This window comes from Desulfatiglans parachlorophenolica, assembly GCF_055394735.1.
Genome location: NZ_AP042460.1, coordinates 1112118 through 1137932 on the forward strand (window position 1 = coordinate 1112118; position 25815 = coordinate 1137932).

Annotated in this window: 24 protein-coding genes; 21 read left to right on the forward strand and 3 right to left on the reverse strand. The window is 44.4% G+C overall.

Translation table 11 applies throughout. The annotated features are described in order from the left end of the window. Positions 1 to 27 precede the first annotated feature (27 nt). The 3 genes from ACZ500_RS05190 to ACZ500_RS05200 all read right to left on the reverse strand — a co-directional run bounded on the left by ACZ500_RS05190 (position 28) and on the right by ACZ500_RS05200 (position 2894). Entirely contained in the window at positions 28 to 1410 is a 1383-nt protein-coding gene (locus ACZ500_RS05190; protein ID WP_464231456.1) for a carbohydrate porin, read from the reverse strand. A 184-nt stretch (positions 1411 to 1594) separates the two neighbouring features. Then, on the reverse strand, positions 1595 to 2449 hold the full coding sequence (locus ACZ500_RS05195; RefSeq protein ID WP_464231457.1) for an SDR family NAD(P)-dependent oxidoreductase: 855 nt from the start codon (positions 2447 to 2449) through the stop codon (positions 1595 to 1597). 247 nt (positions 2450 to 2696) lie between these two features. Beyond that, positions 2697 to 2894: a hypothetical protein gene (locus ACZ500_RS05200; RefSeq protein WP_464231458.1), complete on the reverse strand. Its 198-nt coding sequence runs from the start codon at positions 2892 to 2894 to the stop codon at positions 2697 to 2699. A 390-nt stretch (positions 2895 to 3284) separates the two neighbouring features. On the opposite strand from ACZ500_RS05200, the gene ACZ500_RS05205 reads away from it, so the two are divergent. The 21 genes from ACZ500_RS05205 to ACZ500_RS05305 all read left to right on the forward strand — a co-directional run bounded on the left by ACZ500_RS05205 (position 3285) and on the right by ACZ500_RS05305 (position 25760). Then, entirely contained in the window at positions 3285 to 5243 is a 1959-nt protein-coding gene (locus ACZ500_RS05205; RefSeq protein ID WP_464231459.1) for an acetoacetate--CoA ligase, read from the forward strand. Positions 5244 to 5290: 47 nt separating this feature from the next. Further along, a complete protein-coding gene (locus tag ACZ500_RS05210) occupies positions 5291 to 6505 on the forward strand; it encodes an ATP-binding protein (RefSeq protein WP_464231460.1) in 1215 nt (404 codons plus the stop codon). Positions 6506 to 6606: 101 nt separating this feature from the next. Beyond that, a complete protein-coding gene (locus ACZ500_RS05215) occupies positions 6607 to 7260 on the forward strand; it encodes a VWA domain-containing protein (RefSeq protein WP_464231461.1) in 654 nt (217 codons plus the stop codon). A gap of 253 nt (positions 7261 to 7513) precedes the next feature. Then, positions 7514 to 9058, forward strand: a complete 1545-nt coding sequence (locus ACZ500_RS05220) for an FAD-binding oxidoreductase (RefSeq protein ID WP_464231462.1) — start codon at positions 7514 to 7516, stop codon at positions 9056 to 9058. 35 nt (positions 9059 to 9093) lie between these two features. Further along, a complete protein-coding gene (locus tag ACZ500_RS05225; RefSeq protein ID WP_464231463.1) occupies positions 9094 to 10434 on the forward strand; it encodes a (Fe-S)-binding protein in 1341 nt (446 codons plus the stop codon). Positions 10435 to 10508: 74 nt separating this feature from the next. Continuing rightward, on the forward strand, positions 10509 to 11672 hold the full coding sequence (locus ACZ500_RS05230) for a hypothetical protein (protein WP_464231464.1): 1164 nt from the start codon (positions 10509 to 10511) through the stop codon (positions 11670 to 11672). Positions 11673 to 12085: 413 nt separating this feature from the next. Further along, on the forward strand, positions 12086 to 12904 hold the full coding sequence (locus tag ACZ500_RS05235) for a Sir2 family NAD-dependent protein deacetylase (RefSeq protein ID WP_464231465.1): 819 nt from the start codon (positions 12086 to 12088) through the stop codon (positions 12902 to 12904). Further along, positions 12905 to 13972, forward strand: a complete 1068-nt coding sequence (locus tag ACZ500_RS05240; RefSeq protein WP_464231466.1) for a histone deacetylase family protein — start codon at positions 12905 to 12907, stop codon at positions 13970 to 13972. It abuts the gene before it with no gap. A gap of 9 nt (positions 13973 to 13981) precedes the next feature. Further along, a complete protein-coding gene (locus ACZ500_RS05245) occupies positions 13982 to 14674 on the forward strand; it encodes a formylglycine-generating enzyme family protein (protein ID WP_464231467.1) in 693 nt (230 codons plus the stop codon). 48 nt (positions 14675 to 14722) lie between these two features. Then, positions 14723 to 15796 (forward strand): arginase family protein, encoded by a 1074-nt coding sequence (locus tag ACZ500_RS05250; protein ID WP_464231468.1) that lies wholly within the window; start codon positions 14723 to 14725, stop codon positions 15794 to 15796. A gap of 246 nt (positions 15797 to 16042) precedes the next feature. Beyond that, positions 16043 to 16393 carry a 4Fe-4S dicluster domain-containing protein gene (locus ACZ500_RS05255; RefSeq protein WP_464231469.1) on the forward strand — a complete coding sequence of 117 codons (351 nt, stop codon included), beginning with the start codon at positions 16043 to 16045 and terminating at the stop codon, positions 16391 to 16393. Between the two features lie 19 nt (positions 16394 to 16412). Further along, the gene (locus ACZ500_RS05260) at positions 16413 to 17744 is read left to right on the forward strand and encodes an aldehyde ferredoxin oxidoreductase N-terminal domain-containing protein (protein ID WP_464231470.1); all 1332 of its coding nucleotides are present in this window, start codon (positions 16413 to 16415) and stop codon (positions 17742 to 17744) included. 66 nt (positions 17745 to 17810) lie between these two features. After that, positions 17811 to 19139, forward strand: coding sequence for a BPL-N domain-containing protein (locus ACZ500_RS05265; RefSeq protein WP_464231471.1), 1329 nt, complete (start codon positions 17811 to 17813; stop codon positions 19137 to 19139). Positions 19140 to 19149: 10 nt separating this feature from the next. Beyond that, the gene (locus ACZ500_RS05270) at positions 19150 to 19929 is read left to right on the forward strand and encodes a respiratory nitrate reductase subunit gamma (RefSeq protein WP_464231472.1); all 780 of its coding nucleotides are present in this window, start codon (positions 19150 to 19152) and stop codon (positions 19927 to 19929) included. A gap of 33 nt (positions 19930 to 19962) precedes the next feature. Continuing rightward, positions 19963 to 20550, forward strand: coding sequence for a 4Fe-4S dicluster domain-containing protein (locus tag ACZ500_RS05275; protein ID WP_464231473.1), 588 nt, complete (start codon positions 19963 to 19965; stop codon positions 20548 to 20550). Between the two features lie 37 nt (positions 20551 to 20587). Further along, the gene (locus ACZ500_RS05280) at positions 20588 to 21457 is read left to right on the forward strand and encodes a (Fe-S)-binding protein (RefSeq protein ID WP_464231474.1); all 870 of its coding nucleotides are present in this window, start codon (positions 20588 to 20590) and stop codon (positions 21455 to 21457) included. A gap of 219 nt (positions 21458 to 21676) precedes the next feature. Continuing rightward, positions 21677 to 22843: a response regulator gene (locus ACZ500_RS05285; RefSeq protein WP_464231475.1), complete on the forward strand. Its 1167-nt coding sequence runs from the start codon at positions 21677 to 21679 to the stop codon at positions 22841 to 22843. Positions 22844 to 22906: 63 nt separating this feature from the next. After that, a complete protein-coding gene (locus ACZ500_RS05290) occupies positions 22907 to 23872 on the forward strand; it encodes an ABC transporter substrate-binding protein (RefSeq protein WP_464231476.1) in 966 nt (321 codons plus the stop codon). Further along, positions 23869 to 24624 carry an ABC transporter permease gene (locus ACZ500_RS05295; protein WP_464231477.1) on the forward strand — a complete coding sequence of 252 codons (756 nt, stop codon included), beginning with the start codon at positions 23869 to 23871 and terminating at the stop codon, positions 24622 to 24624. Before ACZ500_RS05290 ends, ACZ500_RS05295 begins: the two co-directional genes overlap by 4 nt. A 16-nt stretch (positions 24625 to 24640) precedes the next feature. Beyond that, positions 24641 to 25408: an ABC transporter ATP-binding protein gene (locus ACZ500_RS05300; protein ID WP_464231478.1), complete on the forward strand. Its 768-nt coding sequence runs from the start codon at positions 24641 to 24643 to the stop codon at positions 25406 to 25408. Positions 25409 to 25631: 223 nt separating this feature from the next. Then, positions 25632 to 25760, forward strand: coding sequence for a hypothetical protein (locus tag ACZ500_RS05305; protein WP_464231479.1), 129 nt, complete (start codon positions 25632 to 25634; stop codon positions 25758 to 25760). Positions 25761 to 25815 lie beyond the last annotated feature (55 nt).

A 25815-nucleotide genomic window follows, 5' to 3' on the forward strand; every position in this document is an offset into this window, starting at 1 on the left:
TCAGAAGGTCCCGGAGGGGCAGCTGTTCTAAAACAACACAACGAATCTTGCCGTGAATACGTGGGCCGCCTCGAGGTCTGGACGCCGCCCCGGGGTGGGGATATACGTGTAGGCCAACTGCGGGCTGAGGGTCCAAAAGGCCTTGGACGTCTTGAAAACAAAGGTGGTCAGGTATGCGGTCTGCAGCATCACTTCATGTCCCCGGAGGTCGTTCGAGCTTGAAGGAGTCTCGGGGCAGAAGAATGCGCCAGCGCCCGGGAGGTCGTTCAGCCCTGACCAGGCCATGCCTGCACTGATGGTGTCGTATGGGCGCCCGGGCACCAGACCGACCCCGCTGAGCCCGGCGCCCACATAATCATTGACCATCACTGAGTCTGCGCCTGTGTGGGCGTATTGAAAATAGCCGATGACTCCGGCGTTGTCGATGTTCGGCCGCATGTACCAAAGTCGCTGGTTGGCAAACAAATAACACCCTTCTGCCCCATCCTCGAGGGTGAGAGCGGGGGTGTAGAATTCTCCTGTCTGCTGCCATGCCCCAACGCCAAACCGCCCCGGCTTGCGGTGCTCTCCCACCCGCCAGGAATATCCCGCCTCTCCAATGTGAAGTTTATAGCTGTTGAACTGCGGTTTCCACTTGAGGCCCGTCTGTACGCCCCGGGCTAAATTACCGTCGAAAAACCCGTAGGAGACATAGAACTCCCGGGTAGGGGCAAAGTGGATCGTGGCCCCGTAGGCCGTGTTGTAATAGGCTGGGAGTATAGTGAGCAACGTCGGATTGAGGCCTACGGGGACCCAGATCAAACTACTGATGTCGCTGCTTCGATCCTGAAGGTGTGCTTCGGTGACAATGACCGGTTTCGTAACCGTGCCAAAGTGGCCGGCCGCGTTCATCTTCCCGATATGAAAGGTGAGCTTGTCTTCGAACAAACGCTGATGCCACCACGCCTGCATCATTTCTACGCGGCCTCTGGGGGGAGACCCGTCCATGTTGCTGAACATCTGGATGCAGCCGGCGGCGTGGGTGATGGGATCCCCCGTAAACCCGAGGAATTCGACCCCCAGCGTCCCCCCGCGGATGCCGAAGGCCGTTTCAAGATCGACAGACGTGTGGATACCCACGGCGAGGCTCACATGACTCGAGTTCGGGTCGGCTCCGCCAGAGGCAATCCGGTTGAATTCGGGGATGAGGAATCCTCCCACACGGATCCCCCATTCATCCTTCAGGCCCAGGGCGCGGCCCAGTTGATCCCAACCCAGGAAGGTGTAGACTGTCTGGGGGTTCGCGGCGATTCCCCCGCTCTCCGGGTTTCCACCGCCCATGAGCGCGTCCGCCTGTGCAGGGCAGGGAAGGGCAAGAATGAGTGAAAGAAACACAAAAAGAAACTGGCTGTTTAAGAACCGCCGTTCCATGGAGGCCTCCCTACCCGTGGTGCTCGCGGATGGATGGGTGCCCTTTTTAGTGGATGCCGCCCCGGGCGTGCCCCTCGGATTCACAGGGTCGACAGCTTCTGGGGCAGACGTTCCGAAACTAAGGATAAGGGGATAAACCGCTTACGGATTCATCGGCATATTCTCTGCCTGCAAGGAATCGAGATCAGGTCCCGGACGGCTTGTCCGCCTTATATTGCGGTTCCTCACGCCTGAGGTTCGCCAATGACCACATCGTGTCTTCGACCTCCGACGGGTTCGTGCGCATGGCATGATACATTCTGCGCGCGAAGTTCTCGACGGGTATGATATTGCGTCCCGCCTCCACGCCTTCGAGAATCTCGTCAGCCGCCTGGTCAATGCCGATCGCCTCCGGTGGCTTAGGGAGATCCATGTGGAGTTTATAATCCAGAGAGCGGTAGAAGATCATCGTATCCACCGCGCCGGGACAGACCGTCGTCACCTTGATATTGTGGAAGGACATCTCGTAGCGCAGATCCTCGCCGAACCCCACAACGGCATACTTCGATGCCGCGTAAACGGTCTGATAAGGCAGTGGCACGATCCCGCACACGGAAGCGGTATTCACGATATGCCCGTATCCCTGCTTGATCATGCAGGGCACGACCGCGTGAACGCAGTTCACAACGCCGAACAGATTGACGTCGAATACGGTATTCCAATCTTCTCGCTTGGTTACGGTGAAAGCCTGACCGAAACCTACCCCCGCATTGCAGAATATGTAGTCGATGGGACCTCGGCTCCCTACGTATTCGATATACGTATTGACTGCATCTTCGTCACGCACGTCCAGCACCTGCGCGTGGACGCGCCCGCCGTGTTTCCGTAGGGATTCCGCTGCCGCCGCGACGTTTTTCGCCGTTCGGCTGCACATGTACACCTCCGCCCCACGCTCGAGCAGACCACGGGTTAAACCGAGTCCTATGCCTGTAGATGCCCCTGTAATGATAGCCACCTTGTCTTTAAAAAAGGAGCAGCTAGGTCGCGTTTTATTTTCCATATCCATTCTCCTCTTGCTTTCGAGTGCGCGTTTGTCATGAAAAAAGGGCTTATCATATAAAAGAGATTTTGCCAAAGACACCATGAAAGAAACGCGAAGCGTGAACCAAGATGAAAATCAGCGTACCAGAAACCATTAGGAGCAATCAATGAGATAAATGGGATACCCCGTGGGCCTTTTGAATCGATTCGCAAAGTTGGTGATTACCAGCCGGTGACATGCCGACACCCGTATCGGTCACTTTGGTTCAAACCTCTCCCTCGCCGTTTGCGGCACGGCCATCATGCGCTTCGGTCTGTTTGCCGTGGCTGACATACTCGAAAGAGCCGCGCGGCATTATCCCCCAGCCGATTTTTAAACATCCTTCGAGAAAAGGTATTTCAGAAAAAAAGTCCCCTTTTCGAAATCCTATGGACGCCATCTGCTGATGGCTGATTTCAGCCATAATATAAGTTCCTGTTATCAAATGAATAATCTAATCTAAGCCATATTTGGATTCTACGCATGGCTGAAATTAGCCACTATTGCTCACACTCCCATTTACAAATAAAAGCCAGCCACGCCTAAAAACAGAAAAAATTAATTAAAAATGTTTTCTAGATCAATGACATAGAGGCAATTCTCTTATGTAACAAAAAAAAGATAAGTAAAAATGTAAAAGCGGCAACGAAATTGCAAATAGTTAACCAGAGTAAGTCCTTAGCTTTACAAGGGAGGTGCAAACCTAGTCAATTGCAAGAAAAAGACGACAAAAACCCGGAAAGGGAGATTTTGGATAGCCAAATACGGAAAAAGGATATGGTGTGGATATTATATCAATAAATAGGAGGTAAATATGGCCATTAATGAACCCATCTGGACTCCGAGTGAAAAACGTAAACAAAAATCAAACATGGCTCAATTCATTGAATTAATCAACAAAACGTATGGAAGCACGCTTCAATCTTACGACGATCTGTACCAATGGTCCATACAGAAGATACCGGAATTTTGGACTTCCATGTGGGATTACGCCGAAATAAAAGCATCCAAGAAATACGATAGTGTGGTCGATGATGTAAACAAAATGCCGGGAGCTCATTGGTTTAACGGCGCGGAACTCAATTTTGCAGAAAACCTTTTGCGATACAAAGACGATCACATTGCATTGATATTTAGAGGGGAGTCAGAAAAGCGATCCCGGATGACCTATTCAGAACTGTACGATAATGTAGCGCGATTGGCCAAATCTTTGAGAGATATGGGGGTAAAAACAGGGGATCGCGTTACAGGATTTATCCCCAACATGCCAGAAGCCATTATAGGCATGTTAGCCGCCGTAAGTGTAGGGGCCATCTGGTCTTCTTGTTCGCCCGATTTTGGCATCAAAGGGGTCCTGGATCGATTCGGACAAATCAAGCCGAAAGTCCTTCTTGTAGGCGATGGATATTATTTCAAAGGGAAAAAATTCGATTCACTTGAACGGACTGCAAATATCGTCGAAAATATTCCATCCATTGAGAAAGTGATTGTCGTTAACTACACCGATAACTTGAGCGGCATCCAACAGATTCCCAATGCCATATGTTATGATGATTTTATATCTAAAGAGATCGGACTTAAAATTCACTTCGAGCAGCTTCCCGCAGAACACCCGCTATATATAATGTATTCCTCCGGAACCACTGGCCTTCCAAAATGTATGGTACAGAGTGCAGCAGGGATATTAATCAATCATATTAAAGAATTAAAGCTACACGCAGATGTCAGTAGGAATGATAACATTTTCTACTATACAACATGTGGCTGGATGATGTGGAACTGGCTGACAACTTCTCTAGCTTTGGGAGCGACACTTACGCTCTATGATGGGAATCCGTTCCATCCACATCCAGGAGCGCTGTGGGAAATGGCCCAGGACGAAAAGATCACCATATTCGGTACAAGTGCCGGATACCTCTCAGCCCTCGAGGGTGCAGGGGTCAGGCCCGGTAAAGAGTATGATCTATCGAGTTTGCGCTCAGTTCTATCCACCGGTTCGCCGCTTTCCCCAGAGCAGTTTGATTTTGTCTATCACGATATAAAAGAAGATGTTCAATTGGCATCGATTTCTGGCGGATCGGATCTGAATGGCTGTTTTGCAGGAGGAAATCCTATCGCTCCAGTATACAGGGGCGAGCTCCAATGCAGGAACCTGGGTATGAAGGTTGAAGCATTCGATGAAAAAGGCAAGCCTGTTTACAATCACAAAGGCGAACTCGTCTGCACGGCACCTTTTCCGTCAATGCCGATATATTTTTGGGATGACCCAGACGGGACGAAATACCATGCTGCATATTTTGACGTCTTTCCAAACGTATGGCGCCATGGTGATTTCATAGAGATAACGGATACCGGGGGAGTCATAATTTATGGTCGTTCCGATGCAACACTTAACCCTGGAGGAGTGAGAATCGGCACAGCCGAAATATATCGACAGATGGAAGCAATAGAAGAGATAGCCGACAGCGTTGTCGTCGGACAGGATTGGAAAGGAGATGTCAGAGTCATCCTTTTTGTAGTTATGAAGGAAAACACTGCATTAACAGATGTTATAAAAAACAAGATCGTAAGCCTTATAAGAAAAAACGCATCACCGAGACATGTACCAGCAAAAATTATAGCAGTAAAAGGTGTCCCGTATACGCTCAACATGAAAAAGGTTGAACTCGCGGTAAGAAAAATTATCCATAATCAACCCGTGCTGAACAGAGACGCTTTAGCGAATCCGGATGTATTAGACTATTATAAAGATATCCCAGAGCTTCAGGTTTGAATTGCCGTTACTGCAGTGTATATACCCAATGAAAGCGGATATCCGGTATGATAGATATAAGGTTTAAGAACGTAATTCCATTTGCTGCACTTGTCAATCAAGAAAGAATGAAAAAGGCACTCATTCTAAATATAATTAATCCAAAGTTAGGAGGTGTATTGCTTCGTGGTGAAAAGGGTACGGGCAAGTCAAGTGCAGTCAGGGCCTTGGCGCATCTGCTTCCTGAAATTTCGGTAGTCAACGATTGTCCGTTTAGTTGTGATCCATTCGATCCGGACAATTTGTGTTTAATTTGCCGTCAAAAACAATTGCGAGGAGAGAAATTAGTTGCTGAAAAGAGAAAAATCCGGGTTGTAAATCTCCCATTAGGAGTGACTGAAGATAGATTATTAGGATCAATAGACATTGAAAAGGCTTTGACAGAGGGTATCAAGACCCTTCAACCCGGACTTCTAGCCAATGCCAATAGGGGTATACTCTACGTGGACGAAGTCAATCTTTTGGATGACACAATCGCAGACACATTGTTGGATTCAGCGGCGATGGGTGTCAATGTTATAGAGCGGGAAGGCTTATCTCTTTATCACCCCGCTAGATTCACCTTAGTTGCCTCAATGAACCCGGAAGAAGGCGAGCTACGGCCACAACTTTTAGATAGATTTGGATTATATGTCGAAGTCAAAAGCATTACGGACCGCGATCAGCGATTCCAGATAGCCCTGTTGGTAAATCAGTTCGAAACAAGACCTGAGGAGTTCAGAAAGATATATGAGACGCAGCAGCATGAAATTCTCACAAGTATGGTAACAGCAAGAGACATTATTGCATCTGTTAGAATTGACGAGATACTAATTGAATTTTGTGCCTATCTCGCTTCGTCATTAGACATAAAAACCCATCGCGCTGAAGTCAGCCTAGTAAGAGCATCTCGAACAATTGCAGCTTATAACGGACGCCTACAAGTGATTATGGATGACATAAAAGAAGCGGCTGGTCTTGTTTTACCACACAGGATGCAGGTCAAACCGTTTGAAGAACCCTTTATGGATGAAGCTTTGTTGCGGAAGAAAATGGCAGATGTGGAGCAAGTTTTGGGATTAGCAGCTGTTGAAGAAGATTCCATTCTCAATAGACAAACACAGGTGGAAAAAGTTCATAACGGAATAAGTGATATTCCAGTAATAAATGAAGGTGAAATATTTAAGGTGGGCGCCTCCTACGCTGCAAAACCATGGGATAAGCTCAAGCAAAAAAAAAAGTAGCTCGAGCTAGAACTGGAGCGAGAGGAAAAGCATTTGCAGAAAACGGCATCCGCCATATCGGTAGTGAGCTTGCCCCTATTCAAATAAAAAATTTAGACCTTGTGGCGACCATACGTGCTGCAACTCCATACCAGAAGGATAGAAAAGCTGGCAAAAGCAAGAAAATACTGATCATTAAAAAAGAAGACATAAGGGAAAAAGCAAGAAAGAAAATGCTTCCTTTCGCGACTGTTCTAGTCATTGATTCAAGTGGATCCATTAGTCAAGAAAAAATGGAGCGATTAAAAGCTGCTGCTCTGGCTTTTATTAAAGAAGGTTACCTTAAACGCGATAGAATAGGCTTAATAACCTTTAGGAACCATAGATCTGAGCTATTAATGCCAATTTGTTCAAGAGCATATTCAAAGCAGGCGGAAAAATACATAGAGGATTTACCTTCAGGTGGTGGTACGCCTCTGGCCTCAGGTTTAGTGGAGGCTCTTCGCCTTCTAGTAAATGAAAAAAGGAAGTGTAAAGCAGTGATTCCAATAATCATACTAATGTCTGATGGAAAGGCAAATATTCCTACCAGCAATAAAATTGCTATTTTTGACGAGATAAAATTGATTCTGAAAAAATTGACTTACGAAAATGTTTTTTTGATTTTTGTCGATACAGATTTGGATGAAGATAAAGGTGTGTCTAATCCCAGTTATAGGACAATACGAAATCTACTAACACAAGAAGCGTGGGTGTCATTATCAATATACAATTAAGAAAGATGATGTTCTTTGATAAGTTATATTCACCTGCAATTTATACTATAGAACCATAATGTAAATTATTTCTTATTTGCCAAGATATAGAGAGTGGTCTAGCGACTCAGTAAAGAAAGGGGGTGGGGAGATATAAAATTGTAGGATATGCCTGCTGGGTAATAATACGACTTAAACGCTAATTGATCCTCGAAATTTACCCAAGCGATGGCTTCTATTAGTAGGTTAAATTCGAAACGAAAAGGAGATTAAAATGGGATTAGATGCAAGCATAATTGAACAAATGAAAGTGGTTGTGGGAGAGGATAATATTTCTACAGCGGATTTCATTACTCAAAGCTATGCCAAGCCTGCTGATGATTTCAGTTATCGTATCCCTCCCGATGCGGTTGTAGTGCCGAAGACCACTGAACAGGTTTCAGGAATAGTAAAACTATGCAACGAGTATAAGATACCCATTCTGCCGCGAGGCAATGGGTCTGATTTGAGTTCTGGGTCAAGGCCTCCAGGAAACGGCTGCATAGTAATGGATTTGAAAAAAATGGATAAAATCGAAGTCGACACCGACTCCATGGTTGTGAACGTACAGGCCGGGGCATCCTTTGGACAATTGAGAAAGGAGTTGAACAAAATTGGCTGGTGGACGACCTACGGCCCGGCGAACAACATGGCTAGAATTGGAGGAGCTTTAAGTTGTAACTCAGTTGGCGGTGGGGGCGAGTGCTATTTTCGAAGCCCCGGAGATCAGACAACCGGCGTAGAGGTGGTCCTTGCCGACGGAACTATTGTAAGAACAGGGGCAGAGATGTCTAACTACTGCAAACCATGGTATGGAGGAAGATACCTTGCTGGTCCCGATTTGACTGGGCTTTTTATCGGTGATCCTGGAATGCTGGGAATAAAGACACGAGTCTCATTCAGAATTCAGCCCATGCCATCCCACATGTTAGCTAAGAGCGTAATGGTTCCCGCTGAGGTTACGGTGGATAATCCTCTGGCGGATGTAAAAGTCTGCGTTGAGATTTACAGAGAGTGGGAAAAATTGGGCTCTCCTGGTCTTTTCGTGACTGGAATATGGGATCACGAATTTCTGGCAATTTATGGTGGGTATGAGTTCTTTGAGCCGTACGCAAGAGCCGTTGATCCAGGCCAGCCAGTAAACAATGCGACACTCGTCTATGTAGTTGCAGCCAAATGCCAGGAAGAGCTTGATTATTGCGAAAAAACTTTGGATGGCGTTTTAGCGAAATACGGCTGCAAGGAGTTCGGACAGGAAATCAAGGATGGAAACTATGCACGATGGCTATTAGAAAAAACTGGAAATACGCTTTATGCGCACCCTGCTTGGGGAGCGGTGGGCGGAACAGGGATCGTCATTTGGATTGCGGATATTCAATGGTCTGGCATTGACAAGATGCTAGATCAACTCACAACCTACTACCAGGACAATTTAAATGAATTTCAGGACGTGAAAATGGGTTTTGCGACACAAATGACGGTAGTGGGCGGTGGCGTTAAATTCCTGGTTTATGCTCCAACCAGAAACGAAATTCCTGAGTTTGAAGAAGAATGGGCTATTAGGCGAAAGCTACATCGCGGTGTTTCTGAGATTATGTGGAAGAATGGAGCGCTGCCAATTTGGACTGGTTATATCAATAGCCCTTGGTTAGTCGAAGCGGGCATAGTAAATGAATCCTATATGAAACTTTTTAAAACTGTAAAAGATGCATTAGATCCTAACGGCATTTTAAGCCCGGGAAAGTTTCATATTAACGATCTGCCGGATGCACGGTATTAAATCATTTTTTCAGATTGCAGCTAGGAGGGCTGGGTATGGATAGAGAAGCGAGAACAATGTACAGGACCAAGTTTCATAATCTGGAACAGATGGATATCCGCGCTCTTACATGGTGTATGCAGTGTGGCAACTGTATTAATGATCAGAGAAGCGAAGTGGGCGCTGACGGTACATGCACGGTATATGATTTCACTCCAGGGTTTGAGCCATACTATTCCAGGGGCAAGAACATGGTTATCAGAGCACTGCTTGAGGGTAGACTCGAACCATCGCAAGAACTTGCGGATGCCGTCTATATGTGCACGGTATGCAACCTATGTAACCATATGTGCCACAATACCTGGGATGAGATCGAGGATGGAGGGACAGCAAGCTTTCCTATTCATCGCGTTATGGATCATGCGGCAGTATATGAGGCACTGAGGGCAGATCTTGTTGAGCTTGGTTTTGAGCACAGACCCGGGCACAAGGTGCTTCTAGCTAGTGTTAAACAAAACGACAACCCGTGGGGACAACCAAGAAGGGCCAAAGCTGATTGGACAAGAATCTATGAGCCAAAAGGGAAGAATCTCGCTAAAAAGAAAGAAAAGATCGATGTTCTCTATTACACCGGATGTACTGCCGCTTTGGATCGGACAATGACGGATGTTGTCATTTCGACAGCCCAGTGCCTTGACAAGGCTGGAGTCAATTGGGGATTTTTAGGTGCAAACGAGGTGGAATGCGGATCGATCCTTATGCGCGTTGGCGAAAGAGAAGAATTTAAGAGGGTGGCGCGGCACAATGTTAAAGAATTTAATGATCTATACGAGCAATATGGCTGCAGAACGATTATTACATCATGTGCAGGGTGTTTCAAGACAATCTTTCAAGATTATCCCGAGTGGTATGAGGAAATTGGTGAAGTCGTAAAACCAGAAGTGATGCATACTTTCGACTTTCTTCTCAGGCTAGTCAAAGACGGTAAACTAACCCTGGACCACAAAGTCAATGCCCGAGTTACATATCATGATTCGTGCCACAATGGGCGGCATTGTGGATACTTCGAAACACCAAGAGAATTGTTGAATGAAATACCGGGAATCCAATTGATAGAGATGCCGAGAAATGGAAAGAATGCGCGCTGCTGTGGTGCCGGGGGTGGGGTAAAAAGCGGTTATGGTGATCTTGCAACACGTATAAGCTTGGACAGAGTGAAAGAAGCTGAGTTGACAGGGGCTGAATTTCTTGTCAACAACTGCCCTTTTTGCGAGCAAAATTTTCGAGATGGGATAATCGGTATCAAATCCGAACTGAAAAATTTCGATTCAGTTCAACTCGTTGCAGTAAGTTGCGGGGCGAAACCCATAGAAGCTCTTAAATCCCTGGGTACCTAAAATGTGCACATTTCGCGTCGACAGAAAAGGACTATCTTTATCAAAATCAGATCTTAGAAGAGGGGGGCTGAATTATGCCACTGGAAAAAGTTGATCTTGGGGGCGACAGGCGAAAAGTGGAGGTGACTGAACTACCTGGTTATAATGTTTTAGTCCCTAAGCAAGTCAAGGAGCGATTCTTAAAAAGTTTCAAAATTTACGATGAATTGTCCGAACTTGGTATTCAGAAGAGACTCGATCTGAAGGATCCCCTGTGGTCAGAAAAGGTCACCGGAATCATGAATTGGCTCTGGTCACATGGCCTTACATTAGTGCAGCGCTTTACTGCGCCTGACAAGTCTGGCGTGCAATTTTTTGGACAACCCATTATGTTTCATAAATTCAATATGGGGCAGGGCGATGAATGGATAACCAGGCCTGGCCTTTTAACCGAAGATCCGGATGTTAAGCCTCTGATTGGTAAAAGGCATCCTGTTGAAACAACACCATCGACATTCATGCAGTGGTCCGGAGATGTAAACTACCCTTTCAACTTTGCTCATTTTGAAACCGCTCTTGAGGCATGCATGGCGTTTGCTGAGTCCTTTGAGAGAGGCTGGGTTTATCCCCTCCCATCCAACAATATGATATTCACTGCGAATTACAACTTCCCGCGGCTTGGAACGTTAATTGGCACAAATGACTGTAACATCCCTGGCGTTTATGTACGAGATAAACATAGAAAGGTCCAAGAAAAGCCAAAAAAGGTGCAGTACCTTTTTACTCCAAAGGAAGAAAAGTGGTACGAAGAGCATGGACGTCAGTGGTCTGCAGCCAAGGAAGTGGGTTTGGATATCGACACCTTACTTGATGATCTAAAGGCTGGGAAATTGGATGACCATTTGACAAAGCCTGGTAAGCGTACCTGGTTTGAAAGTGAGATTCCGCATTACCATCGAATACAAAAGGGTATGGGATATTGGCGAAAAAAGAAAATGCTTGGGGAGGCAGACTGGTACAAAGAGCTAAACAGGTGTGGTGCCGATGGTGAAATGATCGGCTTCGGTGAGTTTGAGGCGGAGGAATGGAGAGCCCAGATAAAAAAGATGGGTTTTAAGGAAATTGATGAGAATGCAATTTTCAGTGCAAAAAGCCAACCCTTCCATCGGCCGACGAGGGCTTTTATGGATGAAAAAGCTAACCAAGAAGAATCCTTTGAGAGACAGCATCTTCCTGGCGGAGAACCGACATTGTCTTGATCTATTTATTCAATGAAAGCTTTTAAAAAGCTTTAGTAATAAGATCCCCGTTATAAATGTGCATCATAACAATTTGTAAACGGAACTCTATGACGGGGATCTTATTCAAAAAAGTGCGTATGCCGATTTTTTGATTAATAAGTATAGAATGCCATGAATGCAAATGCTAACTTTCGCGTGCAAGTGAGTGCTTAACGACGATTATTTGTGTTAGTGTGCCGCTTTCAAATTGTTTTAGATGCATAAAAAAGCATTATTTAAAATAATGCAAGGCATAAGTAAATTTAGACTGAATAAAATGCAATCCCGTATTAACATTTATCGGAGTTCTAGACTGTAAAATGACATGCGTCTGTTATTCTAGAAAATGCATCTGTTAAACACTTTGTTTATTAAACAACGATACGACAGCGATGAATGTGAAATCTATTAACATGGACACAAGCGAATTTATCGAGATAATTTCTAATGAGATGCGTCAGGCCCACTGTGTCATTGCAATGACAGGTGGCGGAATTTCCGTTCCAGCAGGTGTTCCAATGTTTGATGCTGATAATATGATGTGGGGAAAATATGACTTTCAAAAAGCTGAGATGTTAGCTTTCTTTGAGAAGGATCCCTCTTACCACTGGATTGTAGCTATCTGCTTTCTAAAAACGATGTTGCGAGCGATACCGAGTGCTGCGCATATCGCGCTTGCCAATATGGAAAAAGATGGAAGTATCAAAGCCATTGTCACAACCAATTTAGACCATCTGCACCAAGAGGCTGGCAGCAAAAATGTCATTGAGTTTCATGGATCATTTTACACCAGCAGTTGCCCTAAATGTTCTAGGAGAGTAACTACATACTCCTGTGTAAAAAGGCTTTTAGCTCTTTCCGAAGAGGAGATCGAAAGGGCCTTAAAAGAGGGAAAACAAATGCCGCGATGCAAATTGTGCAATGCGGTGCTTAAGGTAGACATCCCGTTTTTCGATCAGGGGCTTCCTATCGCAAAAGCATTTGAGGTTGAACGAATTGCCATTGTGGCTGATCTCATGCTGGTAATCGGTACAAGATTAAGAATGGGACCCATTGGCCTCCTTCCAAATTTGGTTAAGGCAAATAATGGCAAGGTTGCTATAATTAATCTTTCAAAAACAACATTTGATAAAAAAGCCGATTATATTTGCCGGGACAACGCGGAAGTTGTTCTTCCGGGGATTCAAAATAATCTTTTGGAAGGATTATAAATGAAAACCGCCATAATTTATCACCCCGATTTCAAAGAATATGATTTCGGGATAAATCATCCATTTCATGGCGACAGATACTCTGCTCTACCTGAAATATTCGCCTCGCAATCTATTTGTGGGCACAAGGCTGACCTTACTTTTGTCACACCAAATTCAGCCTCACAAGAAGTTGTCAATCTCGTCCACGGTGAGGACTATCTTGAATTGCTGGATACATTGAATAGCAGGGGCGGGTTTCTTAGCATGGACACCCCGATTCATCCGGGCATATATGACATTGCGAAACTGCTCTCAGGTGCTGGCATTCTAGCCGGTCGCTTGGTTGTCGAGAACATATTTAAAAGGGCGATAGTATTGGGTGGAGGGGCACATCATGCGGGCTTTGATTTTGGTGGCGGGTTTTGCCTGATTAATGACATTGCCATTACGGTAGAATATCTTCGACAATTTTATGGACTGAAAAAGATCGCGATAATAGATCTCGATGCTCACTGTGGTAATGGCACGCAGGATATTTTCTATGAAGATTCTGATATTCTTTGCATCGACATTCATGAAGATCCATTATATTTGTTTCCTGGGACCGGGTTTGCTTGGCAAATCGGCTTACGAGGAGGCAAGGGATTTACTGTAAATGTCCCACTCCCACAAGGAAGCGGCGATCATAATGCGCTCTATGTCTTTCACGAGATTTGCATTCCAATCATTACTGAATTCATGCCACAATTAATAATAGTATTTGGGGGAATAGACGGGCATTTTGCCGATCCTCTATCCCACTTGCATATGACGCTGAATGGATTGTTTAATCAGATGCGTACAATTATTGAATTAGCAAACACGCTGTGCAGTGGAAAGATGGTGCTAATTTTAGGTCACTCATACGATGCGAAAATATTTCCTCTTGCATGGGAAGCGTTAATTGGTGCCGTTCTTGGTAATGAAATGATGTATGTCAAGGAACCATATAAAATTCCAGAAATGGTCTCCGGGGTTAATGAATTGGTATCTAAAATGACTTTGCGCTTAAAGACTATCCATGAGCGGTATTGGAGGCAATTGTAAGGAGGGAATGTGATATACGTCGAGGCCGGGGAATTTATAATGGGAAGTGATACAGACGGAAATTTCGATGAGCAGCCTCAGAGAAAGGTCTTTCTAGACGCTTATTTTATCGACAAATTCCCTGTAACGAATGAGCAATACAGGGAATTTATAATTGCCACTGGCTATGCAGCTCCGTACATCGATAGAGTGTGGGCAAAGAAATATTGCTGGAAAGACAATCGTTATCCCGATGGCACCAGAGATCACCCAGTTGTGTTGGTAACCTGGCACGATGCTGCTGCGTATGCAGAATGGGCAGGAAAAAGACTGCCAACAGAGGCGGAGTGGGAAAAGGCGGCCAGAGGAAACGACGCGTTGATATGGCCTTGGGGAAATGAATGGAGCAAGGGGCGTTCCGTCTCTACAGGCTCGGGGTCGCCCAAAGCGGTTGGGGGATACGAAGAGGGGAAAAGTCCTTTTGGCTGCTACGATATGGCTGGCAACGTTTGGGAGTGGGTAGGGGATTGGTATCAAGAAGACTATTATAGAAAAGCTCCAAGCGTTAATCCCAGGGGACCGAGCGAAGGAGCTATGCGTGTTCTTCGTGGTGGATCCTGGATCCATGATGCCGCTTCTAGCAGGTGTGCGCGACGATATTGGAGACGTCCTGAATATGCCGACAACTATATTGGCTTCCGATGCGCTAAAAATTCTCGATAGATTTTTTGTGCGCATATCAGCCACACGCCAAATAGGAGGGGTTTTTCTTTGAAGGTCGCGATTGTATATCATGAAGACTTCAGAAACTATTCCTTTGGACCTCACCACCCTTTAATAGGCGACTATATGGATGGAGATATCGCCTTTGGGCTTGTTAAGACAAACAAGGAAATATCTGCTATCACCCAAATTGAATTTGTTAAGCCAAATGAAGCCAGAAACGAGGATATCTTGGCAGTCCATACGAAGGAATATTTGGATTTGGTGATTAGCCTTAATGAGAATGGTGGATTGCTTACATTGGATACCCCCGTTGTAAAGGGGGTTTATGATGTGGCCAGGCTGTTTGCCGGGGCTGATATTCTTGGGGGGAAGCTCGTTCTCGATGAAAGCTGTGATAAAAGTTTCGTTTTCTCGACAATGGGGCATCATGTTGGTGCCGATTTTGGCGGGGGCTTTGGCATTTTAAACGATGTTGCAATCATGATTGAGTTCCTGCGAATCAACTACGGTTTATCAAGAGTGCTACTAATTGATTATGCTGCCAATACGGGCCATGGAACTCAAAAGATATTTTATGATACACCAGAGGTGTTATGTATTGATATACATCAGGATCCATTAACACTCTATCCTGGAATTGGATTCCCTGAACAGGTCGGAAGGGGAAAAGGTAAAGGATATACTGTCAATATTCCGATTGCGCCTTATACTTCGGATGCGGATTTCTTATTCGCTCTAAGCGAGATTGTCTTACCCATTGGAGTTGAATACAAGCCTGAGTTGGTTGTGGCAGTTGGTTTAAATGGTGCACATTATACGGTAGAAATCAATCAAATGATGCTAACACTGAATGGGTTAAAATCAACTGTGTCCATTTTATCACAAATCGCCGGAGTGACATGTAACGGGAAATTCGTGCATGTCGGCGGGTTCAGTCTAGATCGGAATTTATCTCCATTAGGTTTCTTAGCTACTATTGCTGGGGGCCTGAATGTAAATATAGATTTTCGGGAGCCCTACGATATGCCACAAAATTTGCCTGATGTTTCAGAGCAAAATAGGGAATCAATCGCCAGGATTAGAAATATCCATAAGAAATATTGGAAATGCCTAAATTAGATCTCCATCAGGAAATGAATTCCGGGTACAGCCGAGTTTCCAATGCGGAAATGAAGTTTTTACCAATATCAAGGAAATCAAGCGTGTACGCCTAGGCGACCTGGTGGTCGCCGCACAAGCAAACGTGCAGATTGACGCCGAGACTGTCAAAAAACGCCCTTTCCGGATGAAAATAAATTAAGCAAAGGGGTTAGACGGTTTTAAATTTAACAAAAAACAGAGGTACCGTTGGGAGGAGATACGATTATGGGATTAAAATTCAATTCTTTAAGATGCACCGCCTGTATGGCCTGTGAACTTGCCTGTGATTTTCACAGGGATGATGCCTTTGCTACACTTGCTTCAAGTATTGTGACATATCGGAACAGGGAGAAAAAAAATTATTTTGGGCTTATGTTTAAGGAGCATGAGAACCTGATCCTGGCTAGACCCGAGGGATTGGAAATCCAACGTATTGGAATCGTCGATGAGAACGTTGTAGCCGATCCGGCCGCAAAGCCTATTTTGCTCAGAGAAGCCTGTGATTTATGCGAAGGGCTAGATGACGGACCCCTGTGCGTAAGATTTTGTCCGCAGGATGCCATAATATTAGAATAATGAGAAGAGGAGTGAGTAAATGGAATATTTGTCATCGAATAATATAGCGGTTATTGATCTATCAAATGGAACAGTAAGCAATCAAGAGGTAGATGATGAGCTGATTAGAGAGCGTATAGGCGGTGTTGGTATCACGAAATATTTGTATGAACAATTTATTGAAGATGATCCAATTGTATTCGGAACCGGTGTGCTTACGGGAACATTGGTTCCCGGAGCATCTCTAGGAATTATAACAGCTAAAAGCCCACTAACCGGGGAGATGTCTCATGCCCCGTTTTGTCTCTATTCAGCCATGGAAATGAAATATGCTGGCTTTGATTATATTGTTGTTAAGGGTGCTTCTAAGGAACCCGTGTATCTATGGCTACATGATGGTATCGCGGATATAAATGACGCGAGTCAGTATTGGGGGAAAACTCCTTGGGAAATTGCAGATCTCAATGTTGGGTTGAGGAACGTCCTTGGAGATGAACTTATCCAGTTCTTGACAATCGGAAAAGCAGGGGAGGACGGTTCGGACATAGCCCAAATAATGATCAACTGCTGGCCAAGTGGTGACAGATGGGGATTTGGAAAAGTTCTTGGAAGAAAAAAATTGAAATCCCTTGTGTTGAGGGGCATGGGCCTCTTTGAAATCGCCAATCCAAATCTATTTCTGGAGAAATGCGCGCAGATACTGTCATTAATAAAGAAAAAGCCTTTTCTAAATAAAAAAGGTTGCATTGAATTTCCTGTAGCCTTAGGGGAAGAAGATATCAGGGAGTGGATTTCCCCTCTCGTTCATAGGCATAGTTCCTGTTTTAACTGTCCATACCCCAGCAATACGTTCGTAAAGTATAATGAAGATCCGAGGATATTGAAAGAAAGTGATGTGGAAGAACCAGGGTATCTTATTACTGACATTTATGCCTTGCTGGGAGTTAAAAAACTTGGGCTATCAGCCGAACTTTCCTGCCGATTGTTGGAGGCATGTGCTAAATACGGAATCGATGCAGTCGCCGCCTGCGAAATACTCCAGAAAAAGGGCATATCAGATATCGAGAAGCTCAAGAATGAACTTATCAATCTGAAAGGTCCCTTTGAATCCAAGGAAACCAGCAGGTTTAGTCCATGGAGTCCGCAGAAACCTCTCTTTTCAGATTTTGGTCTTCCTGGGGATGGAAGCAAGAATGGCGCATGGTGGGTAAGACGACAAGCCGTGGCCTACCTATTTGGCATACATCCGATCTTTGCGCTGATGGTGCCCGAATTAAGTGAGGATTTATTGATTGATCTTTTTAACACAGGTACAGACTTGGGGATAACAAGTGAAACATTGGATCAAGCAGTCGCTGATGTTTCTAAATAAAAAATATTTTTGCCGCAACATTCCCAGTATATGTTTGTCATATAATGGATGTATTGTAGGCTAACAATGAAAAAACATTTCGAAATCTTCAGAAACTATAGACGCGTCAACGAACGACTTCTTCAGGGAGAAAGCGTTTTTTGGGGAGAGCAGGGAATGGCTTGCTCAGTTGCTGCAGGATGTCTAGCTGCAAACCACATTCTGCAGTATCCGAAAATAGGCGTATATGCCGGGAGTGGAGCTTCCCATTCATGGTTATGGTTTGCTGAGCTATTTGACAGAATGGGTTTTTATGACGTGATTTTTCTAGATGAAAGTCAAATTCAAAAAGATGGTTTAAATAATCTTGATGTATTCGCCATGTCAGGAGGAGACACATTTGCTGTTGCCCAAGCATTAGGAATGATCGGTTCCAATAGGTTGGAGCGTTTTGTTAGAGACGGTGGTGTCTACATTGGGGCATGCGCCGGAGCTTACCTTCCTCTCAATTCCTCAAAGCAGTATCTGAATCTTTTTAACTTTGTAAACGTAAAAATTGCAAATTTGATAAAATCGATTCCAAAGGAAAAAGCGGTGTCTGAGAAATACTGCTCGCCGTATGGTTGCTCCTTTATCTTTCATCCGGTCAGAGAAGAGGTGAAGCTGAGAACAAATGGCGAGGCTCCCTTTTGTTCAATAAATGAATTGTTGGCCCCTCTCTATGGCGGGCCTCCGATGATTGTTCCACAGTCTGAAAACGTTAAAGTGCTGGCATTCTACAAAAGCTTTACAGAGAAAACCCAGTTTTTCGTATCTCAAGACATCGCTGAGATGACAATAATCGGCAAAGCAGCTGCTGTCAGAACAAAAATGGGGTCTGGCAAATTCTATCTGTTCGGTCCACATTTTGAGCACCCAAGTTTCCCAGTAGCCAATATGCTTGTAGCAGATGTTATGTACTGGGATGTGAAAAATCACACGGTAAAAGAAAACAGGAATGACCAAAATATCCTTGTTCTCAAGGCTGAAAAAGCTATGCAATTTCTCGGAAATATAAAGCGAGAGGTCAGTAATTCTAGGATTGTGGCTTTAGGTATGGAAATGGCACCTGTCAATTGGCTTATCGGCAGGAAGATTTATCAACCAGCCAAAATTCGTATTTTTCTCGAATCAATCTGGGTGAGAATTAAGCGGCTTGAAAAAATTGAACAACTCATTTTAAAAAGTGGGGAGGATCGCCAGTTAATTGCTTATTGCTCTGAGACTACAAATTTGCTGCGGATGATCAAAAGAAAGCTTGATAAAGGGCTGGATGGATTTCGACTAGCGCGCATTGTATTTTCGAATTTGATAATAATGTCAAAGATATTTTTAAACATTTATTTTAAGACAGTTCGAACAAGTTTGCAAAACTGAGGGGGTAAAGATGCATTATGAAAAGCTAGCAAACCTTACTTTTTATATATTAGCTATCATTGCAAGTTTTATCATGGTACTAGGCGTCGTAAGCATGCTCCATATTTGGCGGCTTGGCAAGGCACCGACTTTAAATAAAAATATTAACGGCTGGCGATGGACGGGTGCTTTACTGAAAGCGAGTATTCTGGAAACACAGATATTGGAATATAGTTTTCTAGCATGGTTGGCTCATATAATGATTTTTTGGGGGTTTATATCGTTATTGTTGCTGACATCCTTCCACTTTATTATGAATTGGCTTATGCCATCAACATCTTCCTTTTTCGCTTATTTCAACTCCGGAGACGGTAATCTTTTTCTAGCTGTCTGGGGTGACTTCTGGGGTCTCATCATGCTAGCTGGGACAGTGATCGCTCTTATTAGAAGATATATCATAAGACCGGAAATTATAAGCACCATTAGCAGCGATTCAATAGCCATTTGGTTTCTCTTTATTTTAACGGTATCCGGCTTTCTTTGTGAAGCCGTTCGGATTGCAGTGTACCCTGATGCCCTTGACGCAGGTTACTCTTTTGCGGTGGGCTGGTTCGTCCCTTTCCTTGATAATTTTCACTTAACAGCAGCAAGCCTGAAATATCTTTTTTGGGGCCATAGCATTCTATCCTTAATATTTATAGCTTATATACCATTCAGCAAGTTTAGGCATATATTCGCCTCTCCGCTCGATTTTGCCTTCGTTACTACTGGAGAGCGGTATTCAAAAATGGGGTGGATTAAAAAAAGATAATTTAAATATATACTAATGAGTGGAGTTCTCATAATGAATGAGAAAGAAAAACAAGGCAAATATATTGATATAAGTAATTTAAGTTGGCATCAAGTGATGGAGCTGTATGCATGTACGAGATGCGGCATGTGCGTCAAATGGTGTCCCGTATATGTTCAGGATTCACGTATTACAATAACACCAAAAGAAAAACTCCGCGCTTTCAGAAAAATCATCAGTGCACAAAATAGTTTAAGGAGAAAGTATTTTAATCCGGAAAGCTGGATCGGCAGAATTTTATGCCCGAAGCTTCCTACTGAGGATGATATAAAAGCAGCTGCGGCGGCTCTGTATGAGTGCAGCACGTGTCGGCAGTGCCATTTCGTTTGTCCGTCCAGGATTGATACCGTAGAATTATATGAAGCACTGAGAAGATCCCTTGTAGATTCCGGGGTACCGCATATTGATACCCATCTCCCAATGGTAGCCAGCTCAAAAGCTTATGATGATCCCTGGCAACAACCTAGGAGTCAGAGGGCACGTTGGACCAGAGTGGCAAAAAAGGAAGGAAGGATCAAAGCCATACCGAATATGCTTAAACCCCCCGAGAATTTGCCTCCGCCAAAACCAATCCGGGAGTGAAGTTAAATTATTGGATTTTGAAAAAAGGAGATTGAATGTGGAAGAGGAAAAGAAGAGTCTAAAGGTAGATAATTTATTGAATCGAGATGAAAAAGATCCAATGCAAAATGCGGAAATTGAAAACCAATATAATAAATCTCTAAGAGACAAGCAAATAGATAGAGCTGACGCAATCGATATTCTTTATTATGTGGGTTGTACTGCTTCATATGACATAAATGTAAAAGAGGTTGGCATCAACACGATTAATATTTTTGATGCACTTGGGCTGAAATTTGGTATCCTTGGAACCGAGGAGAAGTGTTGTGGAAGCGTTTTGCTGAGGATTGGCGATTATGAGTTTGAAAGGCTATCAGAATATAATATTCGGCTATTTAATTCATTAAACGTGAAGATGCTGGTCACATCTTGCGCCGGTTGTTTTCGTACCATAAAAGAAGATTACAAAAAAATGGGCGTGCTGAATATGGAAGTGCTGCACACTTGTGAATTTTTGGCCAGGCTTTTAAAAGAAGGAAAGCTGGAGTTGAAGCATGAAGTTCCGCTAAGGGTAACTTATCATGACCCTTGTCACATGGGAAGGCATAGTAATGTCTATGATACTCCGAGAGAGGTCTTGAGGGCGATACCCGGTATCGAATTCGTCGAAATGGATCGAATTTATGAATTCTCTCGATGCTGTGGTGCCGGAGGTGGACTCAAGGCTGGGTTTAGTGACATTCAAAACAAAATGGCCCAAGAAAGGGTCCGGGATGCTGAGCGAACAGGCGCTGAACGTCTTGTTTCAACCTGTCCGTTTTGCTATCAAGGGTTACAGATAGGCATTAATGCTATCCAATCTAAGGTGAGAATGACTGATCTGACAGAGCTTGTTGCGCTTTCTATGGGAATTGACGCGACAAGCTAACTAGTTGTCATTCGGAAATACGAATCATATAATCCATATTGACGTTTACTTGTGCAGCGATTTACAGGGCGTTTTGTGAAAAACGCTTGATTGACTTGACATTGGCAAAACGGTTTCATTTCTGGATCGAAAATCAGCTTGTTGCATGAAAGAATTTCCGAATGTATACTAAGTAAATATTCAAAGAAGCGTATTATTTACTGAACGAAAAAAGCGAGCGTGAAATTGAGTGATAAATTAGATGGAATTCGTGTGCTTATAGTTGACGATGAGTTAGACATTTTATTGTCACTTATTGAACTATTAGACGTATGTGTTCTCGATAAAGCCACAGATTATGAGACTGCCAAAGAACTGATTCTGAAGAATCACTATGATGCCGCTATTCTGGATATCATGGGCGTTAGAGGATATGAGCTTTTGGATTTTACACGAGCGAAAGGTATTCCCACCCTTATGCTCACTGCTCACGCCATGACAAAGGACGATCTTGACCGTTCGCTTGAAAGTGGAGCGATGGCTTTCATCCCTAAGGAGAAGATTTCTGAGATTGATGTCTACCTCAGCGATGTTCTGGAAGCCCAGGAAAAAGGGCTCGGGAAGTTTGGGAAATGGTACAAAAGGCTGGAGTCTTTTTTTGCTGATCATTTTAAATGGAATGTGCTGCAAGAAAAGATTTTGGCATATGAGAAGTATGTTTATTGGCTTGATTCCTGTGATTTTTCTTCATTGAAAGGAGTACTGGAGGAAGATGGCAAGCCGATGATCGAAGCCAAGAAGGCGGTTTGCGTTCCTCTTTCCAAAAATGTGAAAGTTGGATTTGTTGCTCCGGATGCATGGGAAAGGTATGAATTGTGCAAAAGGCAATTATCCTGGTATCGAAACTCGTTGCATGCTGGACAATTTTTGGTTGTTTCTTCTTATGAATTTGAAGCTAAAGGTGTAAAGCCTGAAACCGTTATAAGGCCTAGCAAATTCCATGTCCGATTGGTGCCGAGCAGGGCGGAAAAAATGATAATGATAGAATCAAAAAAGTATCAAAGTGCGAAACCTCAGGAATGGGAAAATATCGCCGCAGATGACTCGGGGTTGCATGATAAATGGTTAAAAATTATGGGTGTTAGGGGAATATCCTATGAAGAAATTTTCATTACACACTGTGCTAATCATTCAAATTTTATCGAACCAAACTATTTCATAAGCAATGAAAACGGAACTGTTCCGTATTCTATTGCCAAGACTAATCATATTTGCTCCGCTTGTTTAGAGTTGTTTAACATCATTGGTTACCAGTTTCGTGAGAAACTTGTTGTCCCTTGTCCAGGGGCTGTTTTATTCGCCGGCATGGCGCCTAACAGGTATTATGATGTTCTGCAGCCGGAATAAGCGTTTTTCTCGGTTCGCCCAGTAATGAGATGGGGCTTTAATAGGGGCCCGAAGGAGTGTGCGATGAGATCTGCATCGGTTTTGACCCTCGGTATTTCGCTCGTCTTTTTAGGAATCGCATTTCCTGCAAATAGCCGGGATAAACCGGTAAGGATCGGATATCTTCAGAGTGATATCCATCACTTGGCCTGTTGGGTAGCCCTGGAAAGGGGCCTTTATGGGAAGAACGGAGTCGAGGTGGAAGTAGCTGGTGTGTTCAAGGCCGGACCCGAAGAGATGAGCGCTTTTGCAGCCGGGGCTCTTGATATGGGCTACGTGGGAGAAGCGCCTGCAACGACGGCCGTTGCTAATAAAACAACCAGGGCGACGGTTCTGGCACAGGTGAATACCGAGGGGTCTGCGGTTATCGTGGGGATAGATGCCCCGCAAAGGAATATGCTCGATCTCGCTGGGAAGCGGGTTGCCATTCCTGGTTATTCCACTGTCCAGGATTTCCTGATCAAGAAGGTCATGTCGAGATTCGGGCTTGGTCAAAAGGATGTAAACATGATCGTTCTGAAGCCGCCCGAGATGATCGGAGCGCTAAGGGCTGGACAGATCGATGCATTTATTGCATGGGAGCCTTATCCCGCAAAAGCGCAGACTATGGGAGTTGGCCGGGTCCTTCTGACTTCACACGAGATATGGGAAAATCACCCCTGTTGTGTTCTTTTGGCAAGCGACCACTTCCTTTCTATGCGGCCTCGGGATGCCAGAGCCGTTGTCCGAGCCCATGTGGAGGCCACTGATTTTATCAAGTCCAATCCTGACGATGCCGCCAGAATCGGGGTCCAATATACAGGTATGGACGTACCAACCATTCGTCTGGCCATGAAAAACGTTGTCTATACCTATGACTTGAGCATTGAAGAGGAGATGGAATATGTGGATTTTTTGGCACGTATGAAATACATCCAGATCTCGGATCCAAAGGCATTTGTCAGAAAATTCATTAACCAGGAAATACTCAGAGAGATCATCAAGAAATGAGATGGGATCGGTTCATTTTACCAATCGTTTTGATCCTGCTATGGGAAGGGCTCTCTTTGATCAGGGTGATTCCTTTGCACCTCCTCCCCGCCCCGTCCCGCATTTTCCTAGGCCTGAAGGATCTGATGACCATCGGGATGCCACCTGAATACCTTCTTCCGCATCATATCCTCCACAGTCTGTATCGCGTTACCCTGGGATTTGTCATCGCCGCACTTCTGGGAGTTCCGTTGGGACTGCTGATGGGCGGATCTCCCCGACTTTGGCGGATCATCAACCCTGTGATCGAACTCGTCCGACCGATACCCCCACTTGCGTGGATCCCTCTTGCCATCCTTTGGTTTGGCATCGGGATGAAGTCGGCCGCATTTATTATCTTTTTGGGTGTTTTTTTCCCCATCCTCCTTAACACCGTCTCAGGGGTAGTCTCGATCAATCCGGTTTATTTCGAGGTCGCCCAAACCCTCAATGCGGTGAAAAAGGATATTTTCTTTAAAATATTGCTTCCTGGAGCTACTCCCTCTATTTTTGTAGGGATGCGAATCGGCATGGGCATCGGGTGGATGACCCTGGTGGCTGCCGAATTTACCGGCGTTAAATCCGGCTACGGACTCGGTTACATGATTATGACAGCCAGGGACATTCAGCGGCCCGACGAGATTCTCGCTGGCATGCTGATAATCGGCCTGATCGGCGTTCTGATCAACGCTGCTCTGCACGCCTGCGAATTGAGGATTATTCGCTGGCAGTAAGCGGGGAAAGGATATTATGGCGCTGGAACTCATCGGTCTCAGCAAGATCTTCCCCAAGCAGGACTCCAGTGCAGCGATCCATGTCCTAAATGATATCCATTGTCGAGTGAAAGAAGGAACATTTGTCTCTATAATCGGGCCAAGCGGATGTGGAAAAACAACCCTTTTGAGAATAATTGCTGGATTGGAAAAACCCTCGTCTGGAAGGGTCCTCCTCGATGGGAGAATAATCAATCACGAGACCGATCGAATTGGCCTTGTGTTTCAACAATATGCCCTTTTCCCTTGGTTCACGACCCTTCAGAACATCCAGTTGGGAATGGAGATCATGGGTGTACCCAAAAAGGAGAGGTTTGAAGCCGCTATGGCCTATATCCACCGATTCGGTCTCAGCGGCTTCGAAAATCGCTATCCTCGTGAACTGTCAGGGGGTATGCAGCAACGTGCTGCCATTGCAAGGACTCTGATTACCGAACCGAAGGTTACCCTGATGGATGAGCCGTTTGGCTCATTGGACAGCCAAACAAGAAATTCCATGCAAGAGTTCCTCCTAGGAATATGGCGAGAGAAAAAAGAAATGGTATTATTTGTAACTCATAATGTTGATGAAGCTGTATTCCTTAGCGATAAAATTCTTGTTCTCAGCAGAAGACCTGCTAAAATAGTAAAAGAGGTAAATGTAGAATGCGTAAGACCCAGAGATCGTACAAGCCCGGATTGTAATTGGGTTCGGAAAGAAGTTCTGAATTGCCTAGCTTATGAAAACAAAATTATCATGACATAAGAAATAATTATGTTAACACTGTGAAATTTATTTAATGCATCTATATCCAAATTTGTTAATAATCATATTTTATCTACGATGGCATCAAAATACCATTCTATGAGTTAGATTACAAATCCAAATATAAATACTTTTTCCGATTAATTTTACATATAATTAACAACAGCTTTGCTATTATAGGTATTGCATTCGAATAATATCGTAACCCAGTTTCCATCCGGAAATGGTCTTTTTTGCCAATCTCGGCGTCAATCTGCACGTTTGCTTGTGCGGCGATCTACAGGTCACCTCCGCGCAAACGCTCGCTTTTCTTGATATTGGCCAAAAATCCTCATTTCCGGATGGAAACTAAACTAACTGAAATTCCACATTTTCCAATATTAGCATGAAATACAATGAAAACAGTT

Coding starts and splice junctions, on each gene's coding strand:
- ACZ500_RS05190 (WP_464231456.1), bottom strand. CDS start 1,410: ATGGAACGGCGGTTCTTAAACAGCCAGTTTCTTTTTGTGTTTCTTTCA.
- ACZ500_RS05195 (WP_464231457.1), bottom strand. CDS start 2,449: ATGGAAAATAAAACGCGACCTAGCTGCTCCTTTTTTAAAGACAAGGTG.
- ACZ500_RS05200 (WP_464231458.1), bottom strand. CDS start 2,894: ATGGCTGAAATCAGCCATCAGCAGATGGCGTCCATAGGATTTCGAAAA.
- ACZ500_RS05205 (WP_464231459.1), top strand. CDS start 3,285: ATGGCCATTAATGAACCCATCTGGACTCCGAGTGAAAAACGTAAACAA.
- ACZ500_RS05210 (WP_464231460.1), top strand. CDS start 5,291: ATGATAGATATAAGGTTTAAGAACGTAATTCCATTTGCTGCACTTGTC.
- ACZ500_RS05220 (WP_464231462.1), top strand. CDS start 7,514: ATGGGATTAGATGCAAGCATAATTGAACAAATGAAAGTGGTTGTGGGA.
- ACZ500_RS05225 (WP_464231463.1), top strand. CDS start 9,094: ATGGATAGAGAAGCGAGAACAATGTACAGGACCAAGTTTCATAATCTG.
- ACZ500_RS05230 (WP_464231464.1), top strand. CDS start 10,509: ATGCCACTGGAAAAAGTTGATCTTGGGGGCGACAGGCGAAAAGTGGAG.
- ACZ500_RS05235 (WP_464231465.1), top strand. CDS start 12,086: ATGAATGTGAAATCTATTAACATGGACACAAGCGAATTTATCGAGATA.
- ACZ500_RS05240 (WP_464231466.1), top strand. CDS start 12,905: ATGAAAACCGCCATAATTTATCACCCCGATTTCAAAGAATATGATTTC.
- ACZ500_RS05255 (WP_464231469.1), top strand. CDS start 16,043: ATGGGATTAAAATTCAATTCTTTAAGATGCACCGCCTGTATGGCCTGT.
- ACZ500_RS05260 (WP_464231470.1), top strand. CDS start 16,413: ATGGAATATTTGTCATCGAATAATATAGCGGTTATTGATCTATCAAAT.
- ACZ500_RS05265 (WP_464231471.1), top strand. CDS start 17,811: ATGAAAAAACATTTCGAAATCTTCAGAAACTATAGACGCGTCAACGAA.
- ACZ500_RS05270 (WP_464231472.1), top strand. CDS start 19,150: ATGCATTATGAAAAGCTAGCAAACCTTACTTTTTATATATTAGCTATC.
- ACZ500_RS05275 (WP_464231473.1), top strand. CDS start 19,963: ATGAATGAGAAAGAAAAACAAGGCAAATATATTGATATAAGTAATTTA.
- ACZ500_RS05290 (WP_464231476.1), top strand. CDS start 22,907: ATGAGATCTGCATCGGTTTTGACCCTCGGTATTTCGCTCGTCTTTTTA.
- ACZ500_RS05295 (WP_464231477.1), top strand. CDS start 23,869: ATGAGATGGGATCGGTTCATTTTACCAATCGTTTTGATCCTGCTATGG.
- ACZ500_RS05300 (WP_464231478.1), top strand. CDS start 24,641: ATGGCGCTGGAACTCATCGGTCTCAGCAAGATCTTCCCCAAGCAGGAC.
- ACZ500_RS05305 (WP_464231479.1), top strand. CDS start 25,632: ATGGTCTTTTTTGCCAATCTCGGCGTCAATCTGCACGTTTGCTTGTGC.